Raw genomic sequence first — 23,833 nt, 5'->3', positions numbered from 1 at the left:
CCGAAAATTTAGCACGTTTATTAGAGTTGTCCCGATGAGTTCCCCCGACCCGCACAAGCCAGTCGCCGTGGTGACCGGAGCCAGTTCCGGGATCGGCGAGGCGACCGCGAAAGTACTTGCAGCACAAGGCTTCCACGTGGTCCCCGTGGCACGGCGGGCCGACCGCATCGAGGCGCTGGCCGCCGAGCTCGGCGGCACCGCAGTTGTGGCAGACGTCACAAAAGACGACGACGTTGCCGCGCTGGCCCTTCAGCTGGACCGGGTCGACGTGCTGGTCAACAACGCCGGCGGCGCGAAAGGTCTGGCGCCGGTGGCCGAGGCCGACATGGAGCACTGGCGCTGGATGTGGGAGACCAATGTGCTGGGCACCTTGCGGATGACCCGGGCGTTGCTGCCGAAGTTGATCGAGTCCGGTGACGGCCTGATCGTCACCGTGACTTCGATTGCGGCCCTTGAGATTTACGACGGCGGCGCCGGCTACACGGCGGCCAAGCACGCCCAGGGTGCACTGCACCGCACGCTGCGCGGCGAACTACTGGGAAAGCCGGTGCGACTGACCGAGATTGCCCCCGGCGCCGTGGAAACCGAGTTCTCGCTGGTTCGTTTCGACGGCGACGAGCAACGCGCGGACGCGGTCTACTCGGGTATGACACCCCTGGTGGCCGCCGACGTCGCCGAAGTCATCGGATTCGTGGCTTCGCGTCCCTCACACGTGAATCTGGACCAGATCATCATCCGGCCCCGGGACCAGGCGTCGGCAACCCGAAGGTTCAACCACCTGGCCCAGAACTAGGCCCGGTCGTAGTGGTGGTGGTGGTCGTCGGTGTGCCAGACAGGCTGGGCGCCGTCGACGGCGTCGCGGGCGCGGTGACCGGGATCTGAGTGCCCGGCGGACGGCCGGAGGGTGCCGGCAACGCCGACATCCCCACCCAGGTGTCCCAGTCCACGGCCCAGTCCCAGATGTCGCCGTCGGAGTAGGAAAGCTGGATCGAGCTGCCGGTCACCTCGACGGGGTCGCCGTACATCGCCGTCGGGAAGTACTCCGCCGCGTCGGCCGTCGACAGGTTGATGCAGCCGTTGGTGACATTGCTGTTGCCCTGGGCACCGGCACTGGACGGGTTGGCGTGAATGAACTCGCCATTGTTGGAGATCCGCACGGCCCAGCGCTCGTGCACGTTGCTGTAGCCGGCGGCGGGGTTGGACATGTAGAAGTCGGCGTACTTCTCGGTGACCACGTGGATGCCGTTGCGCGTCACATTGCGGGCCTTGTCGGCCTCGCCGTAGCTGCACGGGAAGTCCATGATCACGCCGGCGTCGGTGACCACCTGGATGCGGTGGGAGGAAACCTCGGCCTTGACGATCTGCCGTCGGCCGATCTGGATGTTCAGGGACATGTCCTGCAGACCGTAGGCTCCGTCGCCGAACGGCAGCCCGTAGAACTTGGCGTCGACGTTGACGGTGGTGCCCGCCGGGTAGTACTCCTTGGGCCGGTAGTGGATGCGGGCGCCCTGCGATTCGTCGGGCAACCATGCCCAGCTGCCCTCGACGGGCGGGTTGGTCTTGATGGTCAACGCCCGCTCGACCGCGGCCTTGTCGCTGATCGGGGCGTCGAACTGGATGATGATCGGGGCAGCGATTCCCACGGTCTGGCCGTCAGCCAATTGGAACCCGCCGTCGATCTTCTTCTTCGGCGTCACGGTGATGAACTTGCCCGCCACCGGAATGGCCTTGCCGTCGTGACCGACGGCCGACCCGCTCCAGGTGTAGGTGGTGTCGTAGCCCAGCGGCTCGGTGGTCATGAAGACGGTGCGGTCCTGGTTGAACGTACCGGCGACGGGCTTGCCCGCCGAGTTCGTCAGCGCGACCTTCTGGAACCAGCCGTCGGTGACGCTGACGCTGATCGGCGCGATCGGCACCACGTCTTCGGTGGCGTTCGACGGCTGGTAGGTCAGCTTGGGCGCGGCCGGCGGCTTCTTCTCGGATTGCGGGGTGATCTTGCCACCGGCACACGCGGCCAGGACACCCGGCGCGAACACCCCGAGGCCGATAGCCGCCAGAGCCGCGCGCCGATTGATCGGCCCTTGGCTCGAGGGGGTGCGAGAGGTGGTCACAACCGTCAAAGATACCGGGCGAAAGGCCCTCTCCCCCACTGCAATGACGTGCGGCGGGGCTGCGCGCGCATAAAAATAGCAGCTACAAAGCGCATCCGACCAGGACAGGCTCGGGTTTCAGTGTGATACCAAACACGTCACGAACTCCGTCCCGAACGGTGCGCGCCAGTACCATCACGTCCTCCGAGGTGGCGTTGCCGCGGTTGGTGAGGGCCAGTGCGTGCTTGGTGGACAGGCGGCACGGCGCATTCTCGTCGGGGAACCCCTTCCCGAAACCGGCGCGCTCTACCAACCAGCCCGCGGCCAGCTTCACCCCGTCGGGCGCCGGGTAGTTGGGCACCGGCCCGTCGGTCGCTGCCGCCAGGCGCTCGTAGACCTCCCGGGTGACCACCGGGTTGGTGAAGAACGAGCCCACGCTCCAGGTGTCGTGGTCGGCAGCGTCGAGCACCATCCCTTTTCGGGCCCGCAGCGCCAGTACCGCCGCGCGGACCGCTTGCGGTTCGGCGCGCTCCCCGCTGGTCGCGCCCAGAGCCGTCGTCAACTCTCCGTAACGCAGCGGCGCACTGCGTCCGCCGGCATCCAGCGCAAACTCGACTTCCAGGACGATGCCGGGCAGATCGAGTCCGTCGGCGCGCTTGAGCACGCTGGTGCGGTACCCGAACTGCAGTTCCTCCGCGGGCACCCAGTCCACCTCACCGCTGCGGCGATTCAGCAACCTGACCCGGGTGATGGTGTCGGAGACCTCCACGCCGTACGCGCCGACGTTCTGCACCGGCGTGGCCCCGGCCGAACCGGGAATGCCCGACAGGCACTCCAGCCCGCCCAGTCCGTGCTCGATGGACCGGACCACCACGTCGTCCCACACCGCGCCCGCCTCGGCGCGCAGCAGATTGCCGTCGATGACGATGCCGGTGTTGGCGAGCCGGACCACTGTGAGATTCGGCAGCCCGTCACCGATCACCAGATTGGAACCGCCAGCAAACACCAACACGGGGCCGCCGTCGAAGCCGTGGGGCTGAGCATCCAACGCCCGCAACACCGTAATCACCTGATCGCTGCTCTCACAGGTGATTACGCGTCGCGCCACCGGACCCACCCGCAGTGTGGTCAACGGTGCAAGCGGCACCGACTCGGCGACGCGCGCGCCGGCAAAGAACGACCCGACTTCCCGTTTCATGTGCTCCGTTTCCTGGCCCGTAACGGTAGCGTTTTCTGTTATGCCGCGTTCATTCGACGTGTCGGCCGACTACGAGGGCACTGTCAGAGACGTCCACCAGGCCTTCCATGACCTGGCTTACTGGGAGGCCAGGCTCGCCGAGACGCCGGTCGACGTGGCCAGCCTGGAGTCGATGCGAATCGGTGGCGAGTCCGGCGATGACGGCACCATCGAGGTGATCACGCATCAGACGATGCTGAGCCAGAACCTGCCCGCGCTGGTCACCCAGCTGCATCGGGGCGACCTCTGCGTACGGCGCGAGGAGACGTGGGGCCCGATCAGAGACGGCATCGCAACCGCGTCCGTCGCGGGATCGATCGTCGGCGCCCCGGTCAATTTGTGGGGTACGGCGATGCTGCAGCCGGTCGCGGAGTCGGGCTGCGCCCGGATGACACTGCAGCTCACGATTCAGGTGCGGGTGCCGTTCATCGGCGGAAAGCTGGAGCGGATCATCGGCAACGAACTCGGCCAACTGGTGGCGATCGAGCAGCGCTTCACCACCCAGTGGCTCAACAACGAGGGCGGATCGGCGGCGAGGAACGGCACCGGCTGACCGCAGTCGCGATGCCTAAGCTGGCGTTCATGCGAATCGCACTGGCACAGATCCTCAGCGGCACCGACCCGGCCGCGAATCTGCAGCTGGTGCGCGAGTACGCCGAGCGCGCAGCCGATGCCGGAGCCCGCCTGGTGGTGTTCCCGGAAGCCACCATGTGCCGGTTCGGGGTGCCACTGCGACCGATCGCCGAGCCGGTCGACGGACCGTGGGCCAATGGGGTGCGCCGGATCGCCGCGGACACCGGCGTCACCGTGGTCGCGGGCATGTTCGCCCCCACGGACGACGGGCGAGTCACCAATACCCTGATCGCGGCCGGCCCGGGCACACCCAACGAGCCCGATGCCCGTTACGACAAGATCCACCTCTACGACGCATTCGGCTTCACCGAATCGCGCACGGTGGCGCCCGGCCGGCAACCGGTGGTCATCGAGATCGACGGCGTCGGGGTGGGTCTCACGCTGTGCTACGACGTCCGCTTTCCCGCGCTCTACACCGAACTGGCCGACCGCGGCGCCCAGCTGATCGTCGTCTGCGCGTCCTGGGGCTCCGGACCCGGCAAACTCGAGCAGTGGACCCTGCTGGTCCGGGCACGGGCATTGGATTCCAGCTGCTTCGTCATCGCCGCCGGTCAGGCCGACCCCGGCGGCGCACTGAGCGCCTCGGGCGCGCCGACGGGCGTGGGCGGCAGCCTGCTGGCGTCGCCCCTGGGGGACGTGGTGGCTTGCGCGGGCTCCCAGCCGCAACTGATCGTTGCCGACATCGACCTCGGCGACGTGACCAAGGCCCGGGACAACATCGCGGTGCTGCGCAACCGCGCAAACTTCGTTCACACCGATAGGGCAGAATCGCGAACGTGACGACTCCGCAGGGACCACGCAACGAAGGCCCATCCGGTTGGGCACGTCCGGGCGATCAGGGACCGCTCGGCCGACCACCGGCCCCCGCGGATCCTTCCGCCGGACGCCTGCATCCCGGCGACCCGAAGGGTGGGAGCGGACTCGGACAGCAACCCCCGACAGCCCCGCAGCCACCGCAGACGGATCAGCAGACCGCCGCCAACGCGGACACCCGGCGGATCAATCCGACCCCGCCACCCATGCCCGGCGCCGACCGCACCACTCCGATCGCGCAGCCGACGGACGAGGCCGGCGAGGTCAAGAAGAAGAAGCGCTCGCGACGCGATCCGCTGGCCATCCTGCTGGTCCTGATCATCGTGTTCTCGCTGCTGATCGCCGGACTGATCGGCGCCGAACTGTACGTGCGGCACGAAGCCAACAACAAGCTCGCCGCGGCGACGGCCTGCGTGGTCAAAGACCAGGCCACCGCGTCCTTCGGGGTGACCCCGCTGGTGCTGTGGCAGGTGGCAACCGACCACTACACCAATATCAGGATCGAGACCGCGGGCAACCAGATCCGCGACGCCAAGGGCATGAAGCTGCAGCTCAACATCCAGGACATCAACCTCGAAAACAAGGGCGACTCCAAGGGTACGATCGGCGCGCTGGACGCCACCATCACTTGGACCACCCAGGGGATCAAGGAGTCGGTGCAGAACGCCATCCCGATTCTGGGCGAGTTCGTCACCAGCAGCGTGGTCACGCACCCCAAGGACAACACGGTCGAGTTGAAGGGCATGCTCAACGACATCGTCGCCAAGCCGGTGGTATCCGGCGGCGGTATTCAGCTGCAGATCGTCAGCTTCAACACGCTCGGCTTCTCGCTGCCGAAAGAATCCGTGCAGTCCACCCTCAACGACTACACCTCGAGCCTCACCAAGGACTACCCGTTGGGCGTTCGCGCGGAAAGCGTAGAGGTCACCGACAACGGAGTGATTGCGCGTTTCGCGGCACGCAACGCCACCATCCCGGCCGGCAACACCGACCCCTGCCTGGCCGACCTCTGAGTTAAGTCAGGCCGTCCAGCACGGCCCGGGTGCCCGACAGACCCAGCCGGGTGGCCCCTGCGTCGAGCATGGCGAGCGCGTCCGAGGCCGTACGGATGCCGCCGCTGGCTTTAACCCCCAACCGGCCGCCCACGGTCGCGGCCATCACCTCGACGGCGCGCACCGAGGCTCCGCCGGCGGGATGGAAGCCGGTCGAAGTCTTGACGAAGTCGGCGCCGGCCTCCTCGGCCGCCCGGCAGACGGCGGCCAGGGTGTGTTCGTCCGAGAGAGCGAGCAGCACCGCCGACTCGACGATCACCTTCAGCACCGCACCGCTTGCGCCGGCGCGTACCGCGGCGACGTCGGCCAGCACAGCATCGAACTGTCCGGCCAACGCCGCGCCGACGTCGATGACCATGTCGACCTCGGCTGCGCCGGCCGCCACCGCCGCCGCCGCCTCCTGCGCCTTCACAACAGACAGATGCTTGCCTGACGGGAAGCCGGCCACGGCGGCGACACGGACGCCTTGCGCATCAGCCTCTCGAACAGCGACCGGCACCATCGACGGCGAGACGCAAACGGCATAGACACCCAGGTCAGTGCCCTCGGCGACCAGCGCCAGGACGTCGGCTTCGGTGGCCTCCGGCTTGAGTAGTGTGTGATCCACCATCGCGGCCAGCTGCCGGCGGGTCGGCGGCGCGCCCATCAGAAGGGCTCCTCCGAGGCGCCCGGATTGCAGCGGGACGCCACCATCTCGGCGTCGTCGACGACCGGCCGCCACGGCTCGAGGTTCCAGCTGGTTTTGCCCGGCTGCGCGATCTCGGCGAACTGCCAGTGGCAGACGAACTGCGCACGCATGCCTGGTGTGTCGGCATCGGGTGATTGCGCGAGTACCTCCGACCAGGCTTCGTCAGCGGCTTGCGGGTAGCCGCCGGCGGTTCCCGAGATTCGGGACGCAGCGCGGCCCGAAGGGGTCGGATACACGCGCAGACTGGACAACCCGCCCCAATAAGCCCATTCGGTGTGGTCCACGAAGGGTGGCGGGTATGACGGGCCCGATCCTGGATCGGCAGCTGCGGGCACGGCGCCCAGCAGCGAAATGAGCGCCGCCGCCGGCGCAACCAGCACGACCTTCATCCGCTAGCGCGACTTACCCTGCACTTCGAGAAGCTTGGGCCGGACGTCGACGAGATAGACGCCCGTCGCGACCGCGGCTGCGGCAATCGCCATCACACCGAAGATGCCGTACAGGATGGTGATCAGCGCCATCGCACCACCGAGAATCACCAGCCACAACGGCTTGGTCTGCTTGTCGGCGGCGGTGTAAGCGTCGGAGCGCTGCAGCGCCGCGTGTACAAACGCGTACACCGTCGCCAGGGCGACGGCGACCCACAGAACGAACATGACGGTTCCTACGGCTTGCACGCTCATAAGACTATGCGGGCCGCCGCAAAAACGTCGACTCCAAGTCGCCGACGTGCGGCGACTTGGAGTCGAGTGGTGCTTCTCTGGTCCAAGTCGCCGACGTGCGGCGACTTGGAGTCGAGTGGTCCGGTGAACCCGGATTACTTCTGGGTGACCTTCTTGGCCGGAGCCTTCTTGGCCGGAGCCTTCTTGGCCGGAGCGGCCTTCTTGGCCGGCGCAGCCTTCTTGGCCGGAGCAGCCTTCTTGGCCGGAGCCTCGGCCTTCTTCGGCAGCTCGATGCCGACCAGCTTGGCGGCGCGCTCACCCACGGCGCGGGTCTGCGTCGCCACGGTGCCCAGGGCCTCCTGAGTCAGCTCCACGGCCTGGTCGACGTAACCCTCGGCACGCGCCGACGCGTCCTCGAAGGCCGACTGGCTGCGCAGCCGCTCGAGGGCGGCCTCGCCGCGCTCGACCAGCTCGTTGTACCGGCTGGTGGCAGCCTCGACGTAGCCCTCCGCGGCCTTACGCAGCTCGTCAGCGGTGAACCGCTCGCGCAACTCGGTGAGCTGCTCGGGCAGCTCTTCCTGCAGCTTGGTCAGGCGAGCGCGGCTCTCCTCCACGCGGCTGCGGGTGTCGGTGCGGGTCTCCTCGGCACGCTCACGCAGCGTGGAGCGGGTCTCCTCGGCGCGGTCACGCAGGGTGGCGATCAGGTCGTTCACGGTCGCCAGAGCCAGGTCGGCAGCACCGAGCGCGGCGAGCAGCGGCGCTTTCAGGTCCTCAATGTTCGTGTTCTCAGCCATGATGTTTCCTTTCTTTGATTTCGATATCGGGGTTAGTGCTAAATGGTTGAAAATTGGCGCAAGTTCGGCTCCTCTGGGCAGGAAATGTCAAGACCCGCGGATTGACACTGGTGCGCGACTTGCCGGAAACCTCCTGGTGGTCGGGTCAGTCGTCGTCGGATTCGCTCGGACACTCCTCGCGATTCGCCTCGTTCTGCTGGGTGAAGGACGCGTAGATGTCCAGCAGAACCTGCTTCTGACGCTCGGTGATGGCCGTGTCGGTGACGATGGCGTCACGCACCTGACTGGCCTCGCTGGGCTCGAGGATGCCGGCCCGCACGTAAAGCACCTCCGCGGAAACCCGTAGCGCCTTCGCGATCTGGGCCAGGACGTCGGCGGAGGGCTTACGCAGTCCACGCTCGACCTGGCTCAAATAAGGGTTGCTGACACCCGACCGTTCGGCAAGCTGCCGCATCGAGACCTGCGCCGTCTCGCGCTGCGACCTGATGAAGCTGCCGATGTCCGAGGCCACGTCAGAGGCTTTTGTGGACACCTTGGTGCCCAGCTTCTCCTCCGGCGTCATCGGGTGCTCCTGTGTCAGATTTTGTTTGCTTACGCCCCTCAGGGTACGGAGCAGTGCTTGCTATTGCAAGCAGTCTGTTAGCACTTTTCAGAAGAGTAGCTGCGCGATGGCGTAGATGGCGAGGCCGGCGAGCGCACCCACCACAGTTCCGTTGATCCGGATAAACTGCAGGTCACGGCCTACATGTAGCTCGATTCGGCGGCTGGCCTCCTGGGCATCCCAACGCTCGATCGTCTCGGTGATGATCGCTGTGATCTCTACCCCATATTGGGAAACCAGGTGCTGAGCGGCCCGCACCATCCATCCGTCGACCTTGTCGCGCAGCCCCGCATCGTCACGCAGTGACGCCCCGATCCGGATCACCGTGTCGGCGATCCGGGTACGCAATGTGCTGGACGGGTCGTCCACCCCCTCGAGCACCAGGCGCTTGAGCGTTGTCCACGCCGTCTCGGCGGCCTTGGCCACCTCGTCCCGGGCCATCAACTGCTCCTTGACGGCGTCGGCGCGCGCGATCGTGTCGGCGTCGTTCTGCAGGTCGTCGGCGAATTCGAAGAGGAAACGCGTGGCCGATCGACGCAGTTCATGATCGGGGTTACGGCGCACCTTGTCGGTGAAGTCCATCAACTCGCGGTGGATGCGGTCGCCCACCAGATGGTCGACGAAGCGGGGCGACCAGGTCGGCGAGTCACGCTCGACGACCCTCTGAATCACCACCCCAGCATTCAGCGACCACTGGAACGCCCGGTCGGCCAGCAACTGGATCAGTGCTTCCTGGCGATTCTCGACCAGCAGGGTTTGCAGGACCCGGCCCACCGGCGGGCCCCACTGCGGTTCGGCGATGCGCCGCACGATCATCCGGTCGATGACCTGCTGGACGTCCTCGTCCCGCAGCAGCTCGACCAGCACGCGCAGCACCGTCGCCACCTCACTGGCGACCCGCTGTGCATGCGTTGGTTCCGAAAGCCACTTCCCCACCCGACTGGGTACCTGGGCGTCGCGCAGCTTGGTTTCCACCACCTCCGGCGACAGGAAGTTCTCCCGCACGAACGTGCCCAGGCCCTCGCCGAGCTGGTCTTTCTTGCGCTTGATGATGGCCGTATGCGGGATCGGAATCCCCAGCGGATGCTTGAACAGCGCAGTGACCGCGAACCAGTCCGCCAGGGCGCCCACCATGCCCGCCTCGGCCGCGGCGCCGACGTAGCCGACCCAGACCGGCGCGGTGCCGTGGGCGTTGGCCCACCGGCACAGCAGGAACACCACGGTGGCGCCGATCAGGAAACTCAGCGCCACCGCCTTCATCCGCCGCAGCGCAGCGCGCCGCTCGGCATCCGCCTCCGAGTCGGCGCCGGCGAAGGACTCCGCGAAGGATGTCCGGTTCCCGCGCCCCCCGCTCGGATCCGGGGGCGCTGCCGGGGGTGCCACTGTCGGCAAGGCTCTGTGTGCCACCAGACCATCATCCGCTATCGAAACCACCGGTTAGTGTTACCCACACTGTTCGGAAGCCTCACGCAGTCCTGCCGCTCGGGCATCCGGACGCCCGCAAGCCGTAGTATCGATGCGTCCAGGTAGTGAATGGGAATCGGCGACATTGGCACAACACATCCCGGCTCGGACCGCTAAGACCGATGGCCGTAAGCGGCGCTGGCACCAGCACAAGGTGGACCGCCGCAACGAGTTGGTCGACGGCACCATCGAGGCTATTCGCCGCCAGAGCCGTTTTCTGAGCATGGACGAGATCGCCGCGGAGATCGGGGTCTCCAAGACGGTGCTCTATCGCTACTTCGTCGATAAGAACGACCTCACCACCGCGGTGATGATGCGATTTGCGCAGACCACCCTCATTCCCAACATGGCCGCAGCACTGTCGTCCAATTTGGACGGCTACGAGCTGACCCGCGAAGTGATCCGCGTCTACGTCGAAACCATGGCCGCTGAGCCGGAGCCGTACGGCTTCGTGATGGCGAACAGCTCCGGCAGCAAGAGCAAGGTGATCGCCGATTCGGAGCGGATCATCGCGCGCATGATCGCCGTGATGCTGCGCCGGCGCATGCGCGAGATCGGGATGGATCTCGGCGGGGTCGAGCCGTGGGCCTACCTGATCGTTGGCGGTGTGCAGTTGGCCACACACTCCTGGATGTCCGATCCACGGATGAGCAGCGACGAGTTGATCGACTATCTGACGATGCTGAGTTGGAGCGCGCTGTGCGGAATTGTGGAGGCAGGGGGGTCGCTGGAGAAGTTCCGCGCCCAGCCACACCCGTCCCCGACCGTGCCTTCCTGGGAGCAGCTCAAACAGGAGCAGTAAACGCCTGACCCGGCCGTCTCCGCTGCGGGTGTGACGCAAGGAGTGCAACTGCACCCCTGCGCAGCGGTTAGCATTCAGGGAATGCATCGGGGGCGCTGCAGGTACGACCGACGGATTTTGTCCGGGAGCACCCCGACAAACAGAAAGGCTGACATCGCAATGGCAGTGCAGCTCACGCCCCATTTCGGCAACGTGCAGGCGCACTACGACCTGTCCGATGAATTCTTCCGCCTGTTCCTCGACCCTACCCAGACGTACAGCTGCGCGTACTTCGAGCGCGAGGACATGACGCTGGAAGAGGCGCAGCTCGCCAAGATCGACCTGGCCCTGGGCAAGCTCAACCTGGAGCCGGGAATGACGTTGCTGGACATCGGCTGCGGCTGGGGCGCCACGATGCGCCGCGCCATCGAGAAGTACGACGTCAACGTGGTGGGCCTGACGTTGTCGGAGAACCAGGCCGCGCACGTTCAGACGAAGTTCGACGAACTGGACACGCCCCGCACCAAGCGGGTGCTGCTGGAGGGCTGGGAGAAGTTTCACGAGCCCGTCGATCGCATCGTCTCCATTGGCGCCTTCGAGCACTTCGGCCGTCAGCGCTACCCGCGCTTCTTCAAGATGGCCCACGAGGTGCTGCCGAGCGACGGCATCATGCTGCTGCACACGATCGTCCGGCCAACCTTCAAGGAGGCCAGGGCCAAGGGCCTCCCCCTGACTCACGAGATCGTGCACTTCAGCCAGTTCATCCTGGCCGAGATCTTCCCGGGCGGGTACCTGCCGACGGTTCCGGTGGTCGAGGAGCAGTCCGAAGCGGCCGGGTTCTCGATGAAGCGGATCCAGTCCCTGCAGCTGCACTATGCGCGGACGCTGGAAATCTGGGCGGCGGCGCTGGAGGCCAAGAAGGATCTGGCCATCGCGATCCAGTCGGAGAAGGTCTATGACCGGTACATGAAGTACTTAACCGGGTGCGCCAAGTTGTTCCACGAGGGCTATACCGACATCTGCCAGTTCACCCTGGCGAAATAGGCTGGGCGCCGAGTCCGCGGCGTCGCACCTCGCGGCGTCCGGAGGCGTCCGGAGGCGTCCGGCATCATTTGACCAGCGTGAACTGTCCCACGTTGCAGATGCCCTTGCGAAAGAAGTCTTCGCAACCCGTCAGATAACGCATGTATTTGTCGTAAATCTCTTCGGACTGCAACTCGATTGCTTCGTCCTTCTTGGCCGCCAAATTCTCGGCCCAGATGTGCAGCGTCCGCTCATAATGCTCGCGCAACAGGTGCACTCTTTCCGCTGAAAAGCCCGCGACCTCGGCCAACCTGAGAATATCTTCCTGCGCCGGCAAGTGCCCACCCGGAAAAATTTCCTGACCGATGAAACGCATAAATCGAAGATCGGTCATCGTCACCTTCACACCGCGCTCATGCTGCTGTTTCTGGGTGTACGCCAGAATCGTGTGCAACAACATCCGGCCGTCGGCAGGGAGAATATTGTGAGCACGCTCGAAGAACGTCGGGTAACGCTCCGCCTTGAAGGCCTCGAAGGCACCGATCGTCACGATCCGGTCGACCGGCTCGTCGAACTCCTCCCAGCCCTGCAGGCGAACCTCGATGGTACGGCGCGTGGGAATTGCTGCGAGCCTTTTCTTGCTGTATTCAAATTGATTGCGGCTCAACGTAATACCGATGACGTTGACGTCGTATTTTTCGACCGCACGTTGCAGCGCACCGCCCCAGCCACAGCCGATGTCGAGCACCGTCATCCCAGGTTCGAGGTTCAGCTTTCCCAGCGCCAGGTCGAACTTGGCATTGGACGCCTCTTCAAGCGTCATATCCGCACGCTCGAAGTAAGCGCAGGTGTACGCCATGGTGGGGTCTAGAAATAGCGCGAAAAACTCGTCCGAAACGTCGTAAATGGATTGCGATTCCTCGTAGAACGGCTTCAATTCACCCATGCTCAGCGGATACCTCTCGTCAGTTAACAGACGGAATGGTACCTCATTCGCAAACTGGCGTACTGACTTCGCACAATGAATTCAACGCACGGCCGTAGTCAGTATGTGTAAAAGCCCCTGCCCGACTTTTTGCCCAGCAACCCGGCCTCGACCATCCGCTGCAGTAGCGGCGGCGGACCGTACAGCGGCTCCTTGAATTCGTCGTACATCTTGTCGGCGATCAGCTTCAAAGTGTCCAGACCGACCAGGTCGGACAGCTTCAGCGGCCCCATCGGGTGCGACAACCCGGCCACCACGGCCTTGTCGACATCTTCGACGGTGGCGAACCCAGCTTCGACCATCCGGATCGCCGACAGCAGGTAGGGCACCAATAGGGCGTTCACGACGAAACCGGACCGGTCCGAGCATCGCACCACCTGTTTGCCCAGCACTGCACTGGCGAACTCTTCGGTGCGGGCGGCGGCGGCCGGGTCGGTGACCAGCGTGCTGACCAATTCGACCAGCGGCAGCACCGGCACCGGGTTGAAGAAGTGCAAACCGAGCACGCGCTGCGGGTTTTTCGTGGCGGCGGCGATCTTCATGATCGGGATGCTGGACGTGTTCGAGGCCAGCACCGCCTGCGGATCGGTGACGACCCGGTCCAACTCGGCAAAAACCTGGGCCTTCACCGACTCGTCCTCGACAATGGCCTCGATGACCAGCTGGCGGTCGGCCAGGTCGCCGAGATCGGTGGTGAACGTCAGCAGGCTCAACGCGCGGTCGCGCTCCCGCTCGGTGACCTTGCCGGCACTGACGCCGCGCTCCAGCGACTTCGTGATCCGGTTGCGGCCGGCGGTGATCAGCGCGTCCGTCGTCTCGAACACCGTCACGGCGACGCCGGCCCGTACCGACACCTCGGCAATACCGGAACCCATCTGCCCGGCCCCGATCACGCCTACTCGCTGGATTGCTGTGTCGCTCACTGTTGTCTCTCCCGAGTCTGTGGTTGCACCGCAATAGGCCCCGCCCAGGTTGGCTGGGCGGGGCCTACGCTACTTCATCTCTGCGGACCGTCGAGCGTGATGTCAGGGCGAGGATTCGGCTGAAAACCCGCCGTCAGTTCACGCTCGGCGCAATCTGTTCACCGATGCTGCTCGGCTCAGTGAAACTGACCCTCTTCGGTGGAGCCGGCCAACGCGGTCGTCGACGAGGTCGGGTCGACGGTGGTGGCGATCCGGTCGAAGTAGCCGGCGCCCACCTCACGCTGGTGCTTGGTGGCGGTGTAGCCGCGCTCCTCGGCAGCGAACTCGCGCTCCTGCAGCTCGACGTACGCGCTCATCTGCTTGCGGGCGTACCCGTGGGCCAGATCGAACATCGAGTAGTTGAGGGCGTGGAAGCCGGCCAGGGTGATGAACTGGAACTTGAAGCCCATCGCACCGAGCTCCTTCTGGAACTTGGCGATGGTGTCGTCGTCGAGGTGCTTCTTCCAGTTGAACGACGGCGAGCAGTTGTAGGCCAGCAGCTGGTCCGGGAACTCGCTCTTGACGCCCTCGGCGAACTTCTTGGCGAGCTCCAGGTCCGGCGTCCCGGTCTCCATCCAGATCAGGTCGGCGAACGGCGCGTAGGCCTTGGCGCGGGCGATGCAGGGCTCGAGACCGTTCTTGATGCGGTAGAAGCCCTCGTTGGTGCGCTCGCCGGTGATGAACGGGCGGTCCCGCTCGTCGACGTCGGAGGTGATCAGCGTGGCGGCCTCGGCGTCGGTGCGCGCGATGACGACCGTCGGGACACCGGCGACGTCAGCGGCCAGGCGGGCCGAGGTCAGGGTGCGGATGTGCTGCTGGGTCGGGATCAGCACCTTGCCACCGAGGTGGCCACACTTCTTCTCCGACGCCAGCTGGTCTTCCCAGTGCGACCCGGCGACGCCGGCGGCGATCATCGCCTTCTGTAGCTCGTAGACGTTGAGCGCGCCACCGAAGCCGGCCTCGCCGTCAGCGACGATCGGAGCCAGCCAGTTGTCGACCGAGCGGTCGCCCTCGACCTTGGCGATCTCGTCTGCGCGCAGCAGCGCGTTGTTGATCCGACGCACGACCTGCGGAACCGAGTTGGCGGGGTACAGGCTCTGGTCGGGGTAGGTGTGACCGGAGAGGTTGGCGTCACCGGCGACCTGCCAACCCGACAGGTAGATCGCCTTGAGGCCGGCGCGGACCTGCTGGACGGCCATGTTGCCGGTCAGCGCGCCCAGCGCGTTGACGAAGTCCATCTCGTGCAACTGCTCCCAGAGCACCTCGGCGCCCCGGCGGGCCAGCGTGTGCTCCTCGACGACGTGACCTTGCAGCGCCACGACGTCCTGCGGCGTGTAGGTGCGCTTGACGCCGTTCCAGCGGGGGTTGTGGTCCCAGTCGTGCTGAATCTGCTCAGCGCTCTTCGGGGTGCCGACTTCGGACATGGGGCTGCTCCTTACGGTCATTCATTGACTGAAATTTGCTGGCGATGAGTCTTGTGATGGATCGAGCCACCGCCGTGCGGATGGAAGCTAGAGGTTTAACTTCACCTTGACTTCACTGATGTGCTAACTCGACCATGACACAGTGCATTCCCGCAGGTCCACCCATTTCACTTGCGAATTTCGGCTATGACCTGTGGTCATTTTGCGAAGCTTGCGAAGCTGGCGAACTACTGAAACGGTTCAGAAGCTACTGACGAGTAACCGAAACCTGCAGGTCATCGGCAATTTACCGGGACGCTTGTCCGGTTAGAGAGTGAACAGCGCGGCGACGGCTTTCGTCTCGTCACCGACCGCATATGTGAGCGTTGTAACACTCCGGTCGGCCAGCCCGGGGCCGAACTGTTCGGTGGAACCGGCCGGGTGAACGTGCGAGATGATCTCCAGCTTGTCGCCCAGCGCCACCGGAGCCTCGTGCTCGATGGTCACCCGCAACGGAAGCTGCATCAGCTCGGGGTGGGCCGCCAGGTAGTCCTCGACGACGCTCCAATACACCGAGTTGTTCATGTGGTCGAACAGGTCGATGTCCGTGACGCGGACGGGAAACTCGTGTACTTCGGTCGCGTCGTCGCGGCCGCCCGGCTTCAGGTAACCCTTCCACCGCAACCGCTCGACGGTGGTCGTCTTGTGCAGACCCGCGAGGAAGTCGTCGGCGATGCGCGCCGGCATCTCGGTCTCTTTGTTGACGTGAATCCAGAACGCCTCGGACTCGATCAGCCCGCCCTTGCGTCCGTCGATACGGACCCTCATCTCACACCACCGGTTCGAGGTACCCGAGCACCAACGACGGCACCGCAGCAGGTCCTGGAACTCGATAGGGCGAATGAGGTCGACCATGGTTCGGCGCACGATCCACAGCGGATGCGTTTCTTCGAAGCCCATTTCGCGCAGTTGGTCCTGGCCGATGTCCTGGATGTGCCGGCACGCCGCGTCCAACCGCAGCCGTCCGGTCCGGTCGATGTCGCCGACACGAAGCGGCCACTCGCGGTCGAAAACATCGGGGCTACCGTCGGGCACCGGCATCAAAGTTTTGTCCAGGCTCACGGCGCTGCTCCCCGTTTCCTCCTCGTGCGAAAACCAGGTTATCCCTGGGAACGTCGATGCGAATCATGCCAACGACGCCTCGCAAATACCAATCCCACCGCCCCTGCCAAGTCTGCAAAGCGGATCTTCGCAATCCGGACTACGCTGGTCAGAGTGTCTAAAACGTTCGTCGGCGCGCGCGTCCGCCAGCTTCGCAGCGAACGCGGATTCAGCCAGGCCGCGTTGGCGCAGATGCTGGACATCTCCCCCAGCTATCTCAACCAGATCGAGCACGACGTCCGGCCGCTGACGGTCGCGGTCCTGTTGCGGATCACCGAGGTGTTCGGAGTGGACGCCACCTTCTTCGCCTCCCAGGACGACACCCGGTTGGTCGCCGAACTGCGCGAAGTGACGATGGACCGCGACCTGGACATCGACGTCGACCCGACGGAGATCGCCGAGATGGTCAACACCCACCCGGGTCTGGCGCGAGCGGTGGTCAACCTGCACCGCCGCTACCGGATCACCACCGCCCAACTGGCCGCCGCCACCGAAGAACGGTACTTCGACGGCAGCAGTGGCAGCGGGGCGATCACCATGCCCCACGAGGAGGTCCGCGACTACTTCTACGAACGCCAGAACTATCTGCACGAGCTGGACACGGCGGCCGAAGAACTCACCGTCAAAATGCGGATGCACCACGGAGACCTGGCCCGTGAGTTGACCCGCCGGCTCACCGAGGTGCACGGGGTGCACATCACCAGGCGCATCGATCTCGGCGACTCGGTGCTGCACCGCTACGACCCGCAGACCAAGACGCTGGAGATGAGTAACCACCTCGGCTCCGGGCAGCAGGTGTTCAAGATGGCCGCCGAATTGGCCTACCTCGAGTACGGCGAGCTGATCGACGCTCTGGTCACCGACGGCAAGTTCACCAGTGCGGAGTCACGGACCCTGGCCCGGCTCGGGCTGGCGAACTACTTCGCCGCCGCAGCGGTGCTGCCCTACCGCCAGTTCCACGACGTCGCCGAGAACTTCCGCTACGACGTCGAACGGCTGTCGGCTTTCTATCAGGTCAGCTACGAGACCATCGCGCACCGTCTCTCCACGCTGCAGCGGCCCTCGATGCGCGGCGTGCCGCTGTCGTTCGTCCGCGTCGACCGGGCCGGAAACATGTCAAAACGTCAGTCCGCCACCGGGTTTCATTTCTCCTCCACCGGCGGCACCTGCCCACTGTGGAACGTCTACGAGACCTTCGCCAACCCCGGCAAGATCCTGGTGCAGATCGCTCAGATGCCCGACGGGCGCAACTACATGTGGGTGGCCCGTACCGTCGAACGGCGCGCGGCCCGGTATGGTCAGCCCGGAAAAACCTTCGCGATCGGGCTCGGCTGCGAACTTCGCCACGCGCACCGACTCGTCTATTCGGAAGGACTCGACTTGTCGGGGAATATTGCGACGCCAATCGGAGCGGGCTGCCGGGTCTGCGAACGCGACAACTGCCCGCAGCGGGCGTTTCCGGCGTTGGGCCGATCACTCGACATCGACGAGCACCGCAGCACCGTCTCCCCGTACCTGGTGAAGCAAGCATGACCGGCGATCACATCGCCCGCATCGCACCCGGGCGGTTCCGCCAACTGGGCCCGGTCAACTGGGTGGTCGCGAAGCTGGCCGCCCGCAAGGTGCGCGCACCCGAAATGCATCTGTTCACCACGCTGGGTTCCCGCCAGGGGCTGTTCTGGACGTGGGCGATCTATTCCGGTCGCCTGCTGCGGGGTCGGTTACCGACCATCGACACCGAATTGATCATCCTGCGGGTCGCCCACCTGCGGTCCTGCGAATACGAACTCCAGCACCATCGCGGAATGGCGCGCAAAGCCGGGCTGGACGCCCAGACACAGGCGACGATTTTCGCCTGGCCCGAGGCTCCGCCGGGAGACGGCCCGCGCAAGGTGCTCAGCGCCCGTCAGCAGGCTCTGTTGAACGCCACCGACGAATTGATCAAGGACCGCACGATCACCGAACAGACCTGGCAACAGCTGGCCGGCCATCTCAACCGCGCTCGGTTGATCGAATTCTGCATGCTCGCAACGCAATACGACGCGCTGGCCGCGACGATCACCGCGCTGGGGATTCCACTGGACAACCCCCGGTAGCGTCAGAAATACAAGTTGGCCAGCACGGCCAGCGTCAACGCCACCGGCAGCACCGGAATGCCGAAGGCAAACGCCGACCACCCATATCGGCGGCGCCAGCGCATCAGCAGGCCGCAGACCACCGCACCGACCGCGAGTGCACCCGACACCAGCAGTACCGCCAGGCTCCACTTGCTCACCGTGGTGAGGTCGTCGCCGACGGTGATGGCAGCGAGCCAGAAGACGTAGCCGGCGAGCAGCCCGCCGATCGCGCCGATCACGACGGCAGCGTGGCTCGGCTCCTCGTTGCGGGACATGAACACCTGGCGATCGTATCTCCAACGGCCGCCGGTGGTTGCTGAGCGCTGGTATCAGCCGATTCGGGTGAGAGTGAACCGGTCGTGCTGATCATCCAGCGCGCAAGGCGGCGCGGTGTGCGAGAAGTGCACTTCGCCGGTCAGTGTCACGGGGTCCCACGACTGGGTTGCGACCACCTCATGGGTTCCGCCGCCGAGCCACATTTCATTCGTGAAAACGTGCGGGCATTCCAGACCGTCGGGAACGACCCGGGTGGTCACGAAACGACCGTTCTCGAGGTGGGCTTGGAATCCGTGCCCCGGCGATGTGCTCACAGTGGCGACGCAGCGCGGGTTGCAGGTGGTCGTGATGGTCCAGGTACCGACGTCGCCATCTTCATCGGCGTAGTGGTAGACGCCGTTCATCGACGGGACTTCGGCCACGGCGTTTGGTGGCGCCGCGCTCAGCCCCAAGCCGAACAGGAGAGCCATTGCCGCGGGAAAAGCGTTGATTTTCATGTGTTTCCGCTCTCTGGTTAGTGAAAAACCAGCGGAGCGGTTGAGGCGGTCACGTCCAGCGAGTCACCTCGCCGCCGCGTCCGCGCCGCCCCACCTGATACGAAAACTAGATTACGAAAAATTTTTCGTCAATGAAGCGGCGCGGGCGCAGGGTGTATTCATAGAAACCCGCGCGGTTCTAGAAGTTGATCATGTGCCCGATCAGGCCGTGGAAGCACTCCTGCAGCGCCTCGGACATGGTCGGGTGCGTATGTACGTTGCGGGCCAACTCATTAGCGGTCAGATCCCACTTCTGCGCCAGCGTGAGCTCGGGCAGCAACTCCGACACATCGTGACCCACCAGGTGCCCACCGATGAGCTCGCCGTACTTGGCGTCGGCGATCAGCTTGACGAAACCGCTCGGGTCACCGACACCGTGCGCCTTGGCGTTCGCAGTGAAGGGGAACTTGGCTACGACGACGTCATAGCCTTCGTCGCGAGCCTGCTCTTCGGTGAGACCGAAGCTGGCCACATTCGGCTGACAGAAGGTGGCGCGCGGCAACATGCGGTAGTCACCCAACGCCAAAGTCTCTGCCCCGGCGATGGTTTCGGCCGCTACCACGCCCATGGCCTCGGCGACGTGCGCGAGCATGAGCTTGCCGGTGACATCGCCGATGGCGTAGATGTGCGGCACCGAAGTCTGCATGTAGTCGGTGATGCCGATCGCCTTGCGGTCGGTGAGTGCCACGCCGGCCTTGTCCAGCCCGTAGCCCTCGACGTTGGGCGCAAAGCCGATGGCCTGCAACACCTTTTCCGCCTTGAGCTCCTCGGACTTACCGTCCTTGCTGACGCTGACCGTCACCTCCGATCCATCGTCCGTGATGGACTCGACCTTGGTGCCGGTGAGGATCTTGACGCCCAGCTTCTTGAACGCCTTCTCGATCTCCTTGGACGAATCGGCGTCTTCGTTGGGCAGGGCCCGGGGCAGGAACTCGACGATGGTGACGTCGACGCCGTAGTTCTTCATCACGTAACCGAACTCCATACCGATGGCGCCGGCGCCCGCGATGACGATCGACTTAGGCAGCTCCCGGGTCAGGATCAGCTTCTCGTAGGTCACCACGTTCTCCGACAGCGACGTGCCGGGGACCAGCCGGGTGCTGCTGCCGGTGGCGATGATGGCGTTGTCGAACGTGACCTCCTCGGTCCCACCGTCGTCGTTGAGCTCTACGGAGATCGTGTTGGCGTCGGTGAACCGGCCGTACCCGTGGATCTCGGTGATCTTGTTCTTCTTCATCAGGTAGTGCACGCCGGCCACCCGTCCCTCGGCCACTTTCCGGCTGCGGTCGAACGCGACGCCGAAGTCGAAGGTGGCCTCACCGCTGATGCCGAAAACCTTGGCTTCCTTGGTGAAGATGTGAGCGAGTTCGGCGTTGCGCAGCAACGCCTTCGACGGAATGCAGCCGACGTTGAGGCAGACGCCGCCCCAATATTTCGGCTCGATGATTGCGGTGTTCAACCCGAGCTGTGCGGCACGAATGGCCGCTACGTATCCGCCGGGACCTGCTCCGAGAACGACGACGTCATAGTGGGTCACGGAACTCACCCTAGTGGTGATCGCAAGCGCCGCGAAGCGGGGCGCAGTGGGTCACCACCGTCTGGCCCAGCGTCCGGTTATTCGGGCACTACGCCCATCACACACGGTGTCGCCACGCGCTCGCAGTAGTAGGAGCCGTACAGGGGCGCCGCGGCGACGACCGAGGCGAACGGCGCCGACATCACGGCGATAGCCAACGCCGCGACCAGCGGTTTGGATTCCACCATCGCCAAAATCAAGCCGGCCGCGACGCAGGCCACGATGTACACGAACGTCGCGAACACCGGCGGCGTCTTGTCGATGGTGTGGTACCACCAGTAGAACAAGCTGAGCCCGAACACCGCGGCGAAGAACCACACCCCGAACAACACCAGGACGAACTTCCACCACTTCAGGTAGAGGTAACGGCCGGGCACCGCGATCGGACCTGGCGCCTCAGACCCCGCATCCGCCCCGGCACTGGGCGGCGGGGCCACCACGACCGGCGCCGGCTCCTCCTCGACCGGGGCAGGCTCGGCCTTCTTGACCGGCTCTTCATCCAGCCCCGCCAGTGGCAGGAATGGCTGGGAGTCGGTGTCGAAATCCGGGACGAACGGCACTGACGGTTCGCCGGCGTCGTACTTCGGGGCGACGGGCACCTCGCCGGAGTCGAAATCGGGCACGAAGGGTTCGGTGCCCGGGTGTGACTCGCGGTCCTGCTCGGTCTTCCTGTCAGCCATGAGAGACCACCTGCAAGGCAACGAGCATGCCCAGCCAGCCGGGCCCCAACGCTAGAATCGCCGCGCCGAGCATGGTCACCCACCGGCGCCCGGAGAACAGGATCACCGACAGTCCGACGACGGCGGGTATCCCTACCACCAGCGCGATGGCGATGTCCGGACGGATCCGGGCATGTATCAGGAGGCTGGACGCCACCGCCAGCAGCTGTCCGACCGCGCTACCCACGAGCATGCCGCTGGCCAGCAGCCAGGCACGCGGGAGGGGGATCACGGTAGAGCACCTTACTGAATTACCGAGGCGGTGCCGGGCAGGTCCCCGGCGCGTTGTCGGTCACAAGATGGCCTCGTATCGACGGCCTTTCGCCACGCTCGTACGCGGCGCCGGTGATCATGGGTTGGGCTTGCAGCAGTTCACTTTCGGTCTCGGTGAAGACCCGGCCGCGGCTGAGAAATCGCATTCCCTCCGGCGCTTCCAGGCTGAAGCCGCCACCGCGGCCGGGCACCACGTCGATGATCAGCTGGGTGTGCTTCCAGGTCTCGTACTGAGGGCCGGAAATCCACACCGGCACGCCTTCGGGACCGACATCGAGCACACCCAGCAGGACGTCGCGGTCCCCCACCAGGAAGTCGCCGCGCGGGTAACACATCGGCGACGACCCGTCGCAGCAACCGCCCGACTGGTGAAACATCACCGGCCCGTGCCGGTCCTGCAATCGCTCCAGCAGTTCGGCGGCGGAGGCGGTGATGAGCGCCCCCGGGATCATCAGAAGAAGCCCTGTGCCTTTTCGGAGTAGGACACCAGCAGATTCTTGGTCTGCTGGTAGTGCTCGAGCGCCATCAGGTGGCCCTCGCGTCCGAAGCCGGACTGCTTGTAACCGCCGAAGGCCGAGTGCGGCGGGTACACGTGGTAGCAGTTGACCCACACCCGTCCGGCCTTGATGTCCCGTCCGGCGCGGTAGGCGGTGTTGCCGTTGCGGCTCCACACCCCCGCCCCCAGCCCGTAGAGGGTGTCGTTGGCGATACCGATCGCGTCGTCGTAGCTGTCGAACGATGTCACCGTCACCACTGGGCCGAAGATCTCCTCCTGGAAGACCCGCATCTTGTTGTTGCCGCTGAAGATCGTCGGCTGCATGTAGAAACCGCCGGACAGGTCGCCGCCCAGTTCGGCGCGTTCGCCGCCGGTGATGATCTTGGCGCCCTCCCCTTTGCCAATCTCGATGTAGGACAGGATTTTTTCCAGTTGGTCGTTGGATGCCTGCGATCCCAGCATGGTCTCGGAATCCAGCGGGTCGCCCTGCCGGACGGCCTTGGTCCGGATCGCGGCCAGCTCCAGGAACTCGTCGTGAATGTCGGACTGGATCAGGCTGCGCGAGGGGCAGGTGCAGACTTCGCCCTGGTTCAGCGCGAACATCGTGAAGCCTTCCAGCGCCTTGTCCTGGAAGTCGTCCCCGGCGGCCATCACGTCGGAGAAGAAGATGTTGGGGCTCTTGCCGCCGAGTTCGAGGGTGACCGGGATCAGATTCTGCGAGGCGTACTGCATGATCAGGCGCCCGGTGGTGGTCTCACCGGTGAAGGCGACCTTCGCAATCCGGTTGCTCGAGGCCAGCGGCTTTCCGGCCTCGGCGCCGAAGCCGTTGACGACGTTGAGCACTCCGGGTGGCAGCAGGTCACCGATCAGCGACATCAGGAACAGGATCGAAGCCGGGGTCTGCTCGGCGGGCTTGAGCACGATGGCATTGCCGGCCGCCAGCGCCGGCGCCAGCTTCCAGGCGCCCATCAGGATCGGGAAGTTCCACGGGATGATCTGTCCGACAACGCCGAGCGGTTCGTGGAAGTGGTAGGCGACGGTGTCGTCGTCGATCTGGGACAGCGCGCCCTCCTGGGCCCGGATCGCGGCCGCGAAGTACCGGAAATGGTCGGCGGCCAGCGGGATGTCGGCGGCCAGCGCCTCGCGGATCGGCTTGCCGTTGTCCCACACCTCGGCCACCGACAGCGCGGCGGTGTTCTCCTCGATTCGGTCGGCGATCTTGTTCAGAATCGCGGCCCGCTCGGCCGGGGATGTCTTGCCCCAGGCCGGGGCCGCGCCGTGTGCGGCATCGAGTGCCTTTTCGATGTCGGTTTCGTCGGATCGCGGGATTTCGCAGAACGACTGGCCGGTGACCGGCGACGGGTTCTCGAAGTATCGGCCCGCAGCGGGCGCGACCCACTCCCCGCCGATGAAGTTCCCGTACCGCGACTCATAGGACATCAGCGCCCCGGAAGTCCCTGGACGTGCAAAGACAGGCATCTGCTCGGCTCC

At 65.2% G+C, this 23,833-nt stretch carries 27 protein-coding genes; 8 read left to right on the top strand and 19 right to left on the bottom strand.

What is annotated here, in order from left to right; genetic code table 11:
• Positions 1–34: 34 nt before the first annotated feature.
• Positions 35–793 carry an SDR family oxidoreductase gene (locus tag AO501_RS16425; protein WP_055578710.1) on the top strand — a complete coding sequence of 253 codons (759 nt, stop codon included), beginning with the start codon at positions 35–37 and terminating at the stop codon, positions 791–793.
• Here the strand turns inward: AO501_RS16425 and AO501_RS16420 are convergent.
• Both AO501_RS16420 and AO501_RS16415 read right to left on the bottom strand, forming a co-directional pair.
• Complete coding sequence (locus AO501_RS16420; protein ID WP_197419871.1) at positions 771–2,150, bottom strand: L,D-transpeptidase; 1,380 nt, start codon at positions 2,148–2,150, stop codon at positions 771–773. The genes AO501_RS16425 and AO501_RS16420 overlap by 23 nt on opposite strands.
• Positions 2,151–2,193: 43 nt before the next feature.
• The gene (locus tag AO501_RS16415; protein WP_055578708.1) at positions 2,194–3,288 is read right to left on the bottom strand and encodes a UDP-N-acetylmuramate dehydrogenase; all 1,095 of its coding nucleotides are present in this window, start codon (positions 3,286–3,288) and stop codon (positions 2,194–2,196) included.
• A 40-nt stretch (positions 3,289–3,328) separates the two neighbouring features.
• On the opposite strand from AO501_RS16415, the gene AO501_RS16410 reads away from it, so the two are divergent.
• Genes AO501_RS16410 through AO501_RS16400 form a run of 3 tightly spaced genes read left to right on the top strand, consistent with a single transcriptional unit; the run spans position 3,329 to position 5,786 of the window.
• Positions 3,329–3,880 carry a DUF2505 domain-containing protein gene (locus tag AO501_RS16410; RefSeq protein ID WP_055578707.1) on the top strand — a complete coding sequence of 184 codons (552 nt, stop codon included), beginning with the start codon at positions 3,329–3,331 and terminating at the stop codon, positions 3,878–3,880.
• 29 nt (positions 3,881–3,909) lie between these two features.
• The gene (locus AO501_RS16405; RefSeq protein WP_055578888.1) at positions 3,910–4,740 is read left to right on the top strand and encodes a carbon-nitrogen hydrolase family protein; all 831 of its coding nucleotides are present in this window, start codon (positions 3,910–3,912) and stop codon (positions 4,738–4,740) included.
• Positions 4,737–5,786 carry a DUF2993 domain-containing protein gene (locus tag AO501_RS16400; RefSeq protein ID WP_055578706.1) on the top strand — a complete coding sequence of 350 codons (1,050 nt, stop codon included), beginning with the start codon at positions 4,737–4,739 and terminating at the stop codon, positions 5,784–5,786. Before AO501_RS16405 ends, AO501_RS16400 begins: the two co-directional genes overlap by 4 nt.
• Position 5,787: 1 nt before the next feature.
• Here the strand turns inward: AO501_RS16400 and deoC are convergent, their stop codons facing one another.
• The 6 genes from deoC to AO501_RS16370 all read right to left on the bottom strand — a co-directional run bounded on the left by deoC (position 5,788) and on the right by AO501_RS16370 (position 9,980).
• A complete protein-coding gene (gene deoC / locus AO501_RS16395) occupies positions 5,788–6,471 on the bottom strand; it encodes a deoxyribose-phosphate aldolase (protein WP_055578705.1) in 684 nt (227 codons plus the stop codon).
• Positions 6,471–6,902: a DUF2599 domain-containing protein gene (locus AO501_RS16390; protein WP_055578704.1), complete on the bottom strand. Its 432-nt coding sequence runs from the start codon at positions 6,900–6,902 to the stop codon at positions 6,471–6,473. Before AO501_RS16390 ends, deoC begins: the two co-directional genes overlap by 1 nt.
• Before the next feature lie 3 nt (positions 6,903–6,905).
• Complete coding sequence (locus tag AO501_RS16385; RefSeq protein WP_055578703.1) at positions 6,906–7,196, bottom strand: DUF2516 family protein; 291 nt, start codon at positions 7,194–7,196, stop codon at positions 6,906–6,908.
• Positions 7,197–7,330: 134 nt separating this feature from the next.
• Positions 7,331–7,969, bottom strand: a complete 639-nt coding sequence (hbhA, locus tag AO501_RS16380; protein ID WP_055578702.1) for a heparin-binding hemagglutinin HbhA — start codon at positions 7,967–7,969, stop codon at positions 7,331–7,333.
• 145 nt (positions 7,970–8,114) lie between these two features.
• A complete protein-coding gene (locus tag AO501_RS16375) occupies positions 8,115–8,531 on the bottom strand; it encodes a helix-turn-helix domain-containing protein (protein WP_055578701.1) in 417 nt (138 codons plus the stop codon).
• Between the two features lie 87 nt (positions 8,532–8,618).
• Positions 8,619–9,980 carry a DUF445 domain-containing protein gene (locus AO501_RS16370; protein ID WP_082658690.1) on the bottom strand — a complete coding sequence of 454 codons (1,362 nt, stop codon included), beginning with the start codon at positions 9,978–9,980 and terminating at the stop codon, positions 8,619–8,621.
• Positions 9,981–10,119: 139 nt separating this feature from the next.
• Here AO501_RS16370 and AO501_RS16365 point away from each other — a divergent pair, with 139 nt between their 5' ends.
• Both AO501_RS16365 and pcaA read left to right on the top strand, forming a co-directional pair.
• Positions 10,120–10,836 (top strand): TetR/AcrR family transcriptional regulator, encoded by a 717-nt coding sequence (locus tag AO501_RS16365; RefSeq protein ID WP_055578700.1) that lies wholly within the window; start codon positions 10,120–10,122, stop codon positions 10,834–10,836.
• Positions 10,837–10,995: 159 nt separating this feature from the next.
• Positions 10,996–11,859: a cyclopropane mycolic acid synthase PcaA gene (gene pcaA, locus AO501_RS16360; RefSeq protein ID WP_055578699.1), complete on the top strand. Its 864-nt coding sequence runs from the start codon at positions 10,996–10,998 to the stop codon at positions 11,857–11,859.
• Between the two features lie 64 nt (positions 11,860–11,923).
• Here the strand turns inward: pcaA and AO501_RS16355 are convergent, their stop codons facing one another.
• The 4 genes from AO501_RS16355 to AO501_RS16340 all read right to left on the bottom strand — a co-directional run bounded on the left by AO501_RS16355 (position 11,924) and on the right by AO501_RS16340 (position 16,310).
• Positions 11,924–12,784 (bottom strand): cyclopropane mycolic acid synthase family methyltransferase, encoded by an 861-nt coding sequence (locus tag AO501_RS16355; protein WP_055578698.1) that lies wholly within the window; start codon positions 12,782–12,784, stop codon positions 11,924–11,926.
• A gap of 98 nt (positions 12,785–12,882) precedes the next feature.
• Positions 12,883–13,746: a 3-hydroxybutyryl-CoA dehydrogenase gene (locus AO501_RS16350; protein WP_055578697.1), complete on the bottom strand. Its 864-nt coding sequence runs from the start codon at positions 13,744–13,746 to the stop codon at positions 12,883–12,885.
• A gap of 176 nt (positions 13,747–13,922) precedes the next feature.
• Positions 13,923–15,209, bottom strand: a complete 1,287-nt coding sequence (gene aceA, locus AO501_RS16345; protein WP_055578696.1) for an isocitrate lyase — start codon at positions 15,207–15,209, stop codon at positions 13,923–13,925.
• Between the two features lie 306 nt (positions 15,210–15,515).
• On the bottom strand, positions 15,516–16,310 hold the full coding sequence (locus AO501_RS16340) for an acyl-[acyl-carrier-protein] thioesterase (protein ID WP_055578695.1): 795 nt from the start codon (positions 16,308–16,310) through the stop codon (positions 15,516–15,518).
• A gap of 153 nt (positions 16,311–16,463) precedes the next feature.
• On the opposite strand from AO501_RS16340, the gene ramB reads away from it, so the two are divergent.
• Both ramB and AO501_RS16330 read left to right on the top strand, forming a co-directional pair.
• Positions 16,464–17,882, top strand: a complete 1,419-nt coding sequence (gene ramB, locus AO501_RS16335; RefSeq protein WP_055578694.1) for an acetate metabolism transcriptional regulator RamB — start codon at positions 16,464–16,466, stop codon at positions 17,880–17,882.
• Positions 17,879–18,445: a carboxymuconolactone decarboxylase family protein gene (locus tag AO501_RS16330; protein WP_055578693.1), complete on the top strand. Its 567-nt coding sequence runs from the start codon at positions 17,879–17,881 to the stop codon at positions 18,443–18,445. Before ramB ends, AO501_RS16330 begins: the two co-directional genes overlap by 4 nt.
• 2 nt (positions 18,446–18,447) lie before the next feature.
• Here AO501_RS16330 and AO501_RS16325 read toward each other — a convergent pair whose 3' ends face one another.
• The 7 genes from AO501_RS16325 to AO501_RS16295 all read right to left on the bottom strand — a co-directional run bounded on the left by AO501_RS16325 (position 18,448) and on the right by AO501_RS16295 (position 23,821).
• Positions 18,448–18,741, bottom strand: coding sequence for a hypothetical protein (locus AO501_RS16325; RefSeq protein ID WP_055578886.1), 294 nt, complete (start codon positions 18,739–18,741; stop codon positions 18,448–18,450).
• Positions 18,742–18,795: 54 nt separating this feature from the next.
• A complete protein-coding gene (locus tag AO501_RS16320) occupies positions 18,796–19,239 on the bottom strand; it encodes a hypothetical protein (protein ID WP_055578692.1) in 444 nt (147 codons plus the stop codon).
• Between the two features lie 178 nt (positions 19,240–19,417).
• Entirely contained in the window at positions 19,418–20,815 is a 1,398-nt protein-coding gene (gene lpdA / locus AO501_RS16315) for a dihydrolipoyl dehydrogenase (protein WP_055578691.1), read from the bottom strand.
• Positions 20,816–20,892: 77 nt separating this feature from the next.
• Positions 20,893–21,534: a hypothetical protein gene (locus AO501_RS16310; protein WP_055578690.1), complete on the bottom strand. Its 642-nt coding sequence runs from the start codon at positions 21,532–21,534 to the stop codon at positions 20,893–20,895.
• Positions 21,527–21,805, bottom strand: a complete 279-nt coding sequence (locus AO501_RS16305) for a putative holin (protein ID WP_197419869.1) — start codon at positions 21,803–21,805, stop codon at positions 21,527–21,529. The genes AO501_RS16310 and AO501_RS16305 overlap by 8 nt, the downstream gene beginning before the upstream one ends.
• Positions 21,806–21,824: 19 nt before the next feature.
• Positions 21,825–22,298 carry a DUF779 domain-containing protein gene (locus AO501_RS16300; protein WP_055578689.1) on the bottom strand — a complete coding sequence of 158 codons (474 nt, stop codon included), beginning with the start codon at positions 22,296–22,298 and terminating at the stop codon, positions 21,825–21,827.
• Positions 22,298–23,821: an aldehyde dehydrogenase family protein gene (locus AO501_RS16295; RefSeq protein ID WP_055578688.1), complete on the bottom strand. Its 1,524-nt coding sequence runs from the start codon at positions 23,819–23,821 to the stop codon at positions 22,298–22,300. Before AO501_RS16295 ends, AO501_RS16300 begins: the two co-directional genes overlap by 1 nt.
• Positions 23,822–23,833: the final 12 nt, after the last annotated feature.

Origin of the sequence: Mycobacterium gordonae (genome assembly GCF_001417955.2) — a bacterium.
In the GTDB taxonomy this organism is placed as follows: Bacteria; Actinomycetota; Actinomycetes; order Mycobacteriales; family Mycobacteriaceae; genus Mycobacterium; species Mycobacterium gordonae_B.
This window is presented reverse-complemented; position numbering and strand designations above follow the sequence as displayed.

Coding starts and splice junctions, on each gene's coding strand:
- AO501_RS16425 (WP_055578710.1), top strand. CDS start 35: ATGAGTTCCCCCGACCCGCACAAGCCAGTCGCCGTGGTGACCGGAGCC.
- AO501_RS16415 (WP_055578708.1), bottom strand. CDS start 3,288: ATGAAACGGGAAGTCGGGTCGTTCTTTGCCGGCGCGCGCGTCGCCGAG.
- AO501_RS16410 (WP_055578707.1), top strand. CDS start 3,329: ATGCCGCGTTCATTCGACGTGTCGGCCGACTACGAGGGCACTGTCAGA.
- AO501_RS16405 (WP_055578888.1), top strand. CDS start 3,910: ATGCGAATCGCACTGGCACAGATCCTCAGCGGCACCGACCCGGCCGCG.
- deoC (WP_055578705.1), bottom strand. CDS start 6,471: ATGGGCGCGCCGCCGACCCGCCGGCAGCTGGCCGCGATGGTGGATCAC.
- AO501_RS16390 (WP_055578704.1), bottom strand. CDS start 6,902: ATGAAGGTCGTGCTGGTTGCGCCGGCGGCGGCGCTCATTTCGCTGCTG.
- AO501_RS16385 (WP_055578703.1), bottom strand. CDS start 7,196: ATGAGCGTGCAAGCCGTAGGAACCGTCATGTTCGTTCTGTGGGTCGCC.
- hbhA (WP_055578702.1), bottom strand. CDS start 7,969: ATGGCTGAGAACACGAACATTGAGGACCTGAAAGCGCCGCTGCTCGCC.
- AO501_RS16375 (WP_055578701.1), bottom strand. CDS start 8,531: ATGACGCCGGAGGAGAAGCTGGGCACCAAGGTGTCCACAAAAGCCTCT.
- pcaA (WP_055578699.1), top strand. CDS start 10,996: ATGGCAGTGCAGCTCACGCCCCATTTCGGCAACGTGCAGGCGCACTAC.
- AO501_RS16355 (WP_055578698.1), bottom strand. CDS start 12,784: ATGGGTGAATTGAAGCCGTTCTACGAGGAATCGCAATCCATTTACGAC.
- aceA (WP_055578696.1), bottom strand. CDS start 15,209: ATGTCCGAAGTCGGCACCCCGAAGAGCGCTGAGCAGATTCAGCACGAC.
- AO501_RS16330 (WP_055578693.1), top strand. CDS start 17,879: ATGACCGGCGATCACATCGCCCGCATCGCACCCGGGCGGTTCCGCCAA.
- AO501_RS16325 (WP_055578886.1), bottom strand. CDS start 18,741: ATGTCCCGCAACGAGGAGCCGAGCCACGCTGCCGTCGTGATCGGCGCG.
- AO501_RS16320 (WP_055578692.1), bottom strand. CDS start 19,239: ATGAAAATCAACGCTTTTCCCGCGGCAATGGCTCTCCTGTTCGGCTTG.
- AO501_RS16310 (WP_055578690.1), bottom strand. CDS start 21,534: ATGGCTGACAGGAAGACCGAGCAGGACCGCGAGTCACACCCGGGCACC.
- AO501_RS16300 (WP_055578689.1), bottom strand. CDS start 22,298: ATGATCCCGGGGGCGCTCATCACCGCCTCCGCCGCCGAACTGCTGGAG.
- AO501_RS16295 (WP_055578688.1), bottom strand. CDS start 23,821: ATGCCTGTCTTTGCACGTCCAGGGACTTCCGGGGCGCTGATGTCCTAT.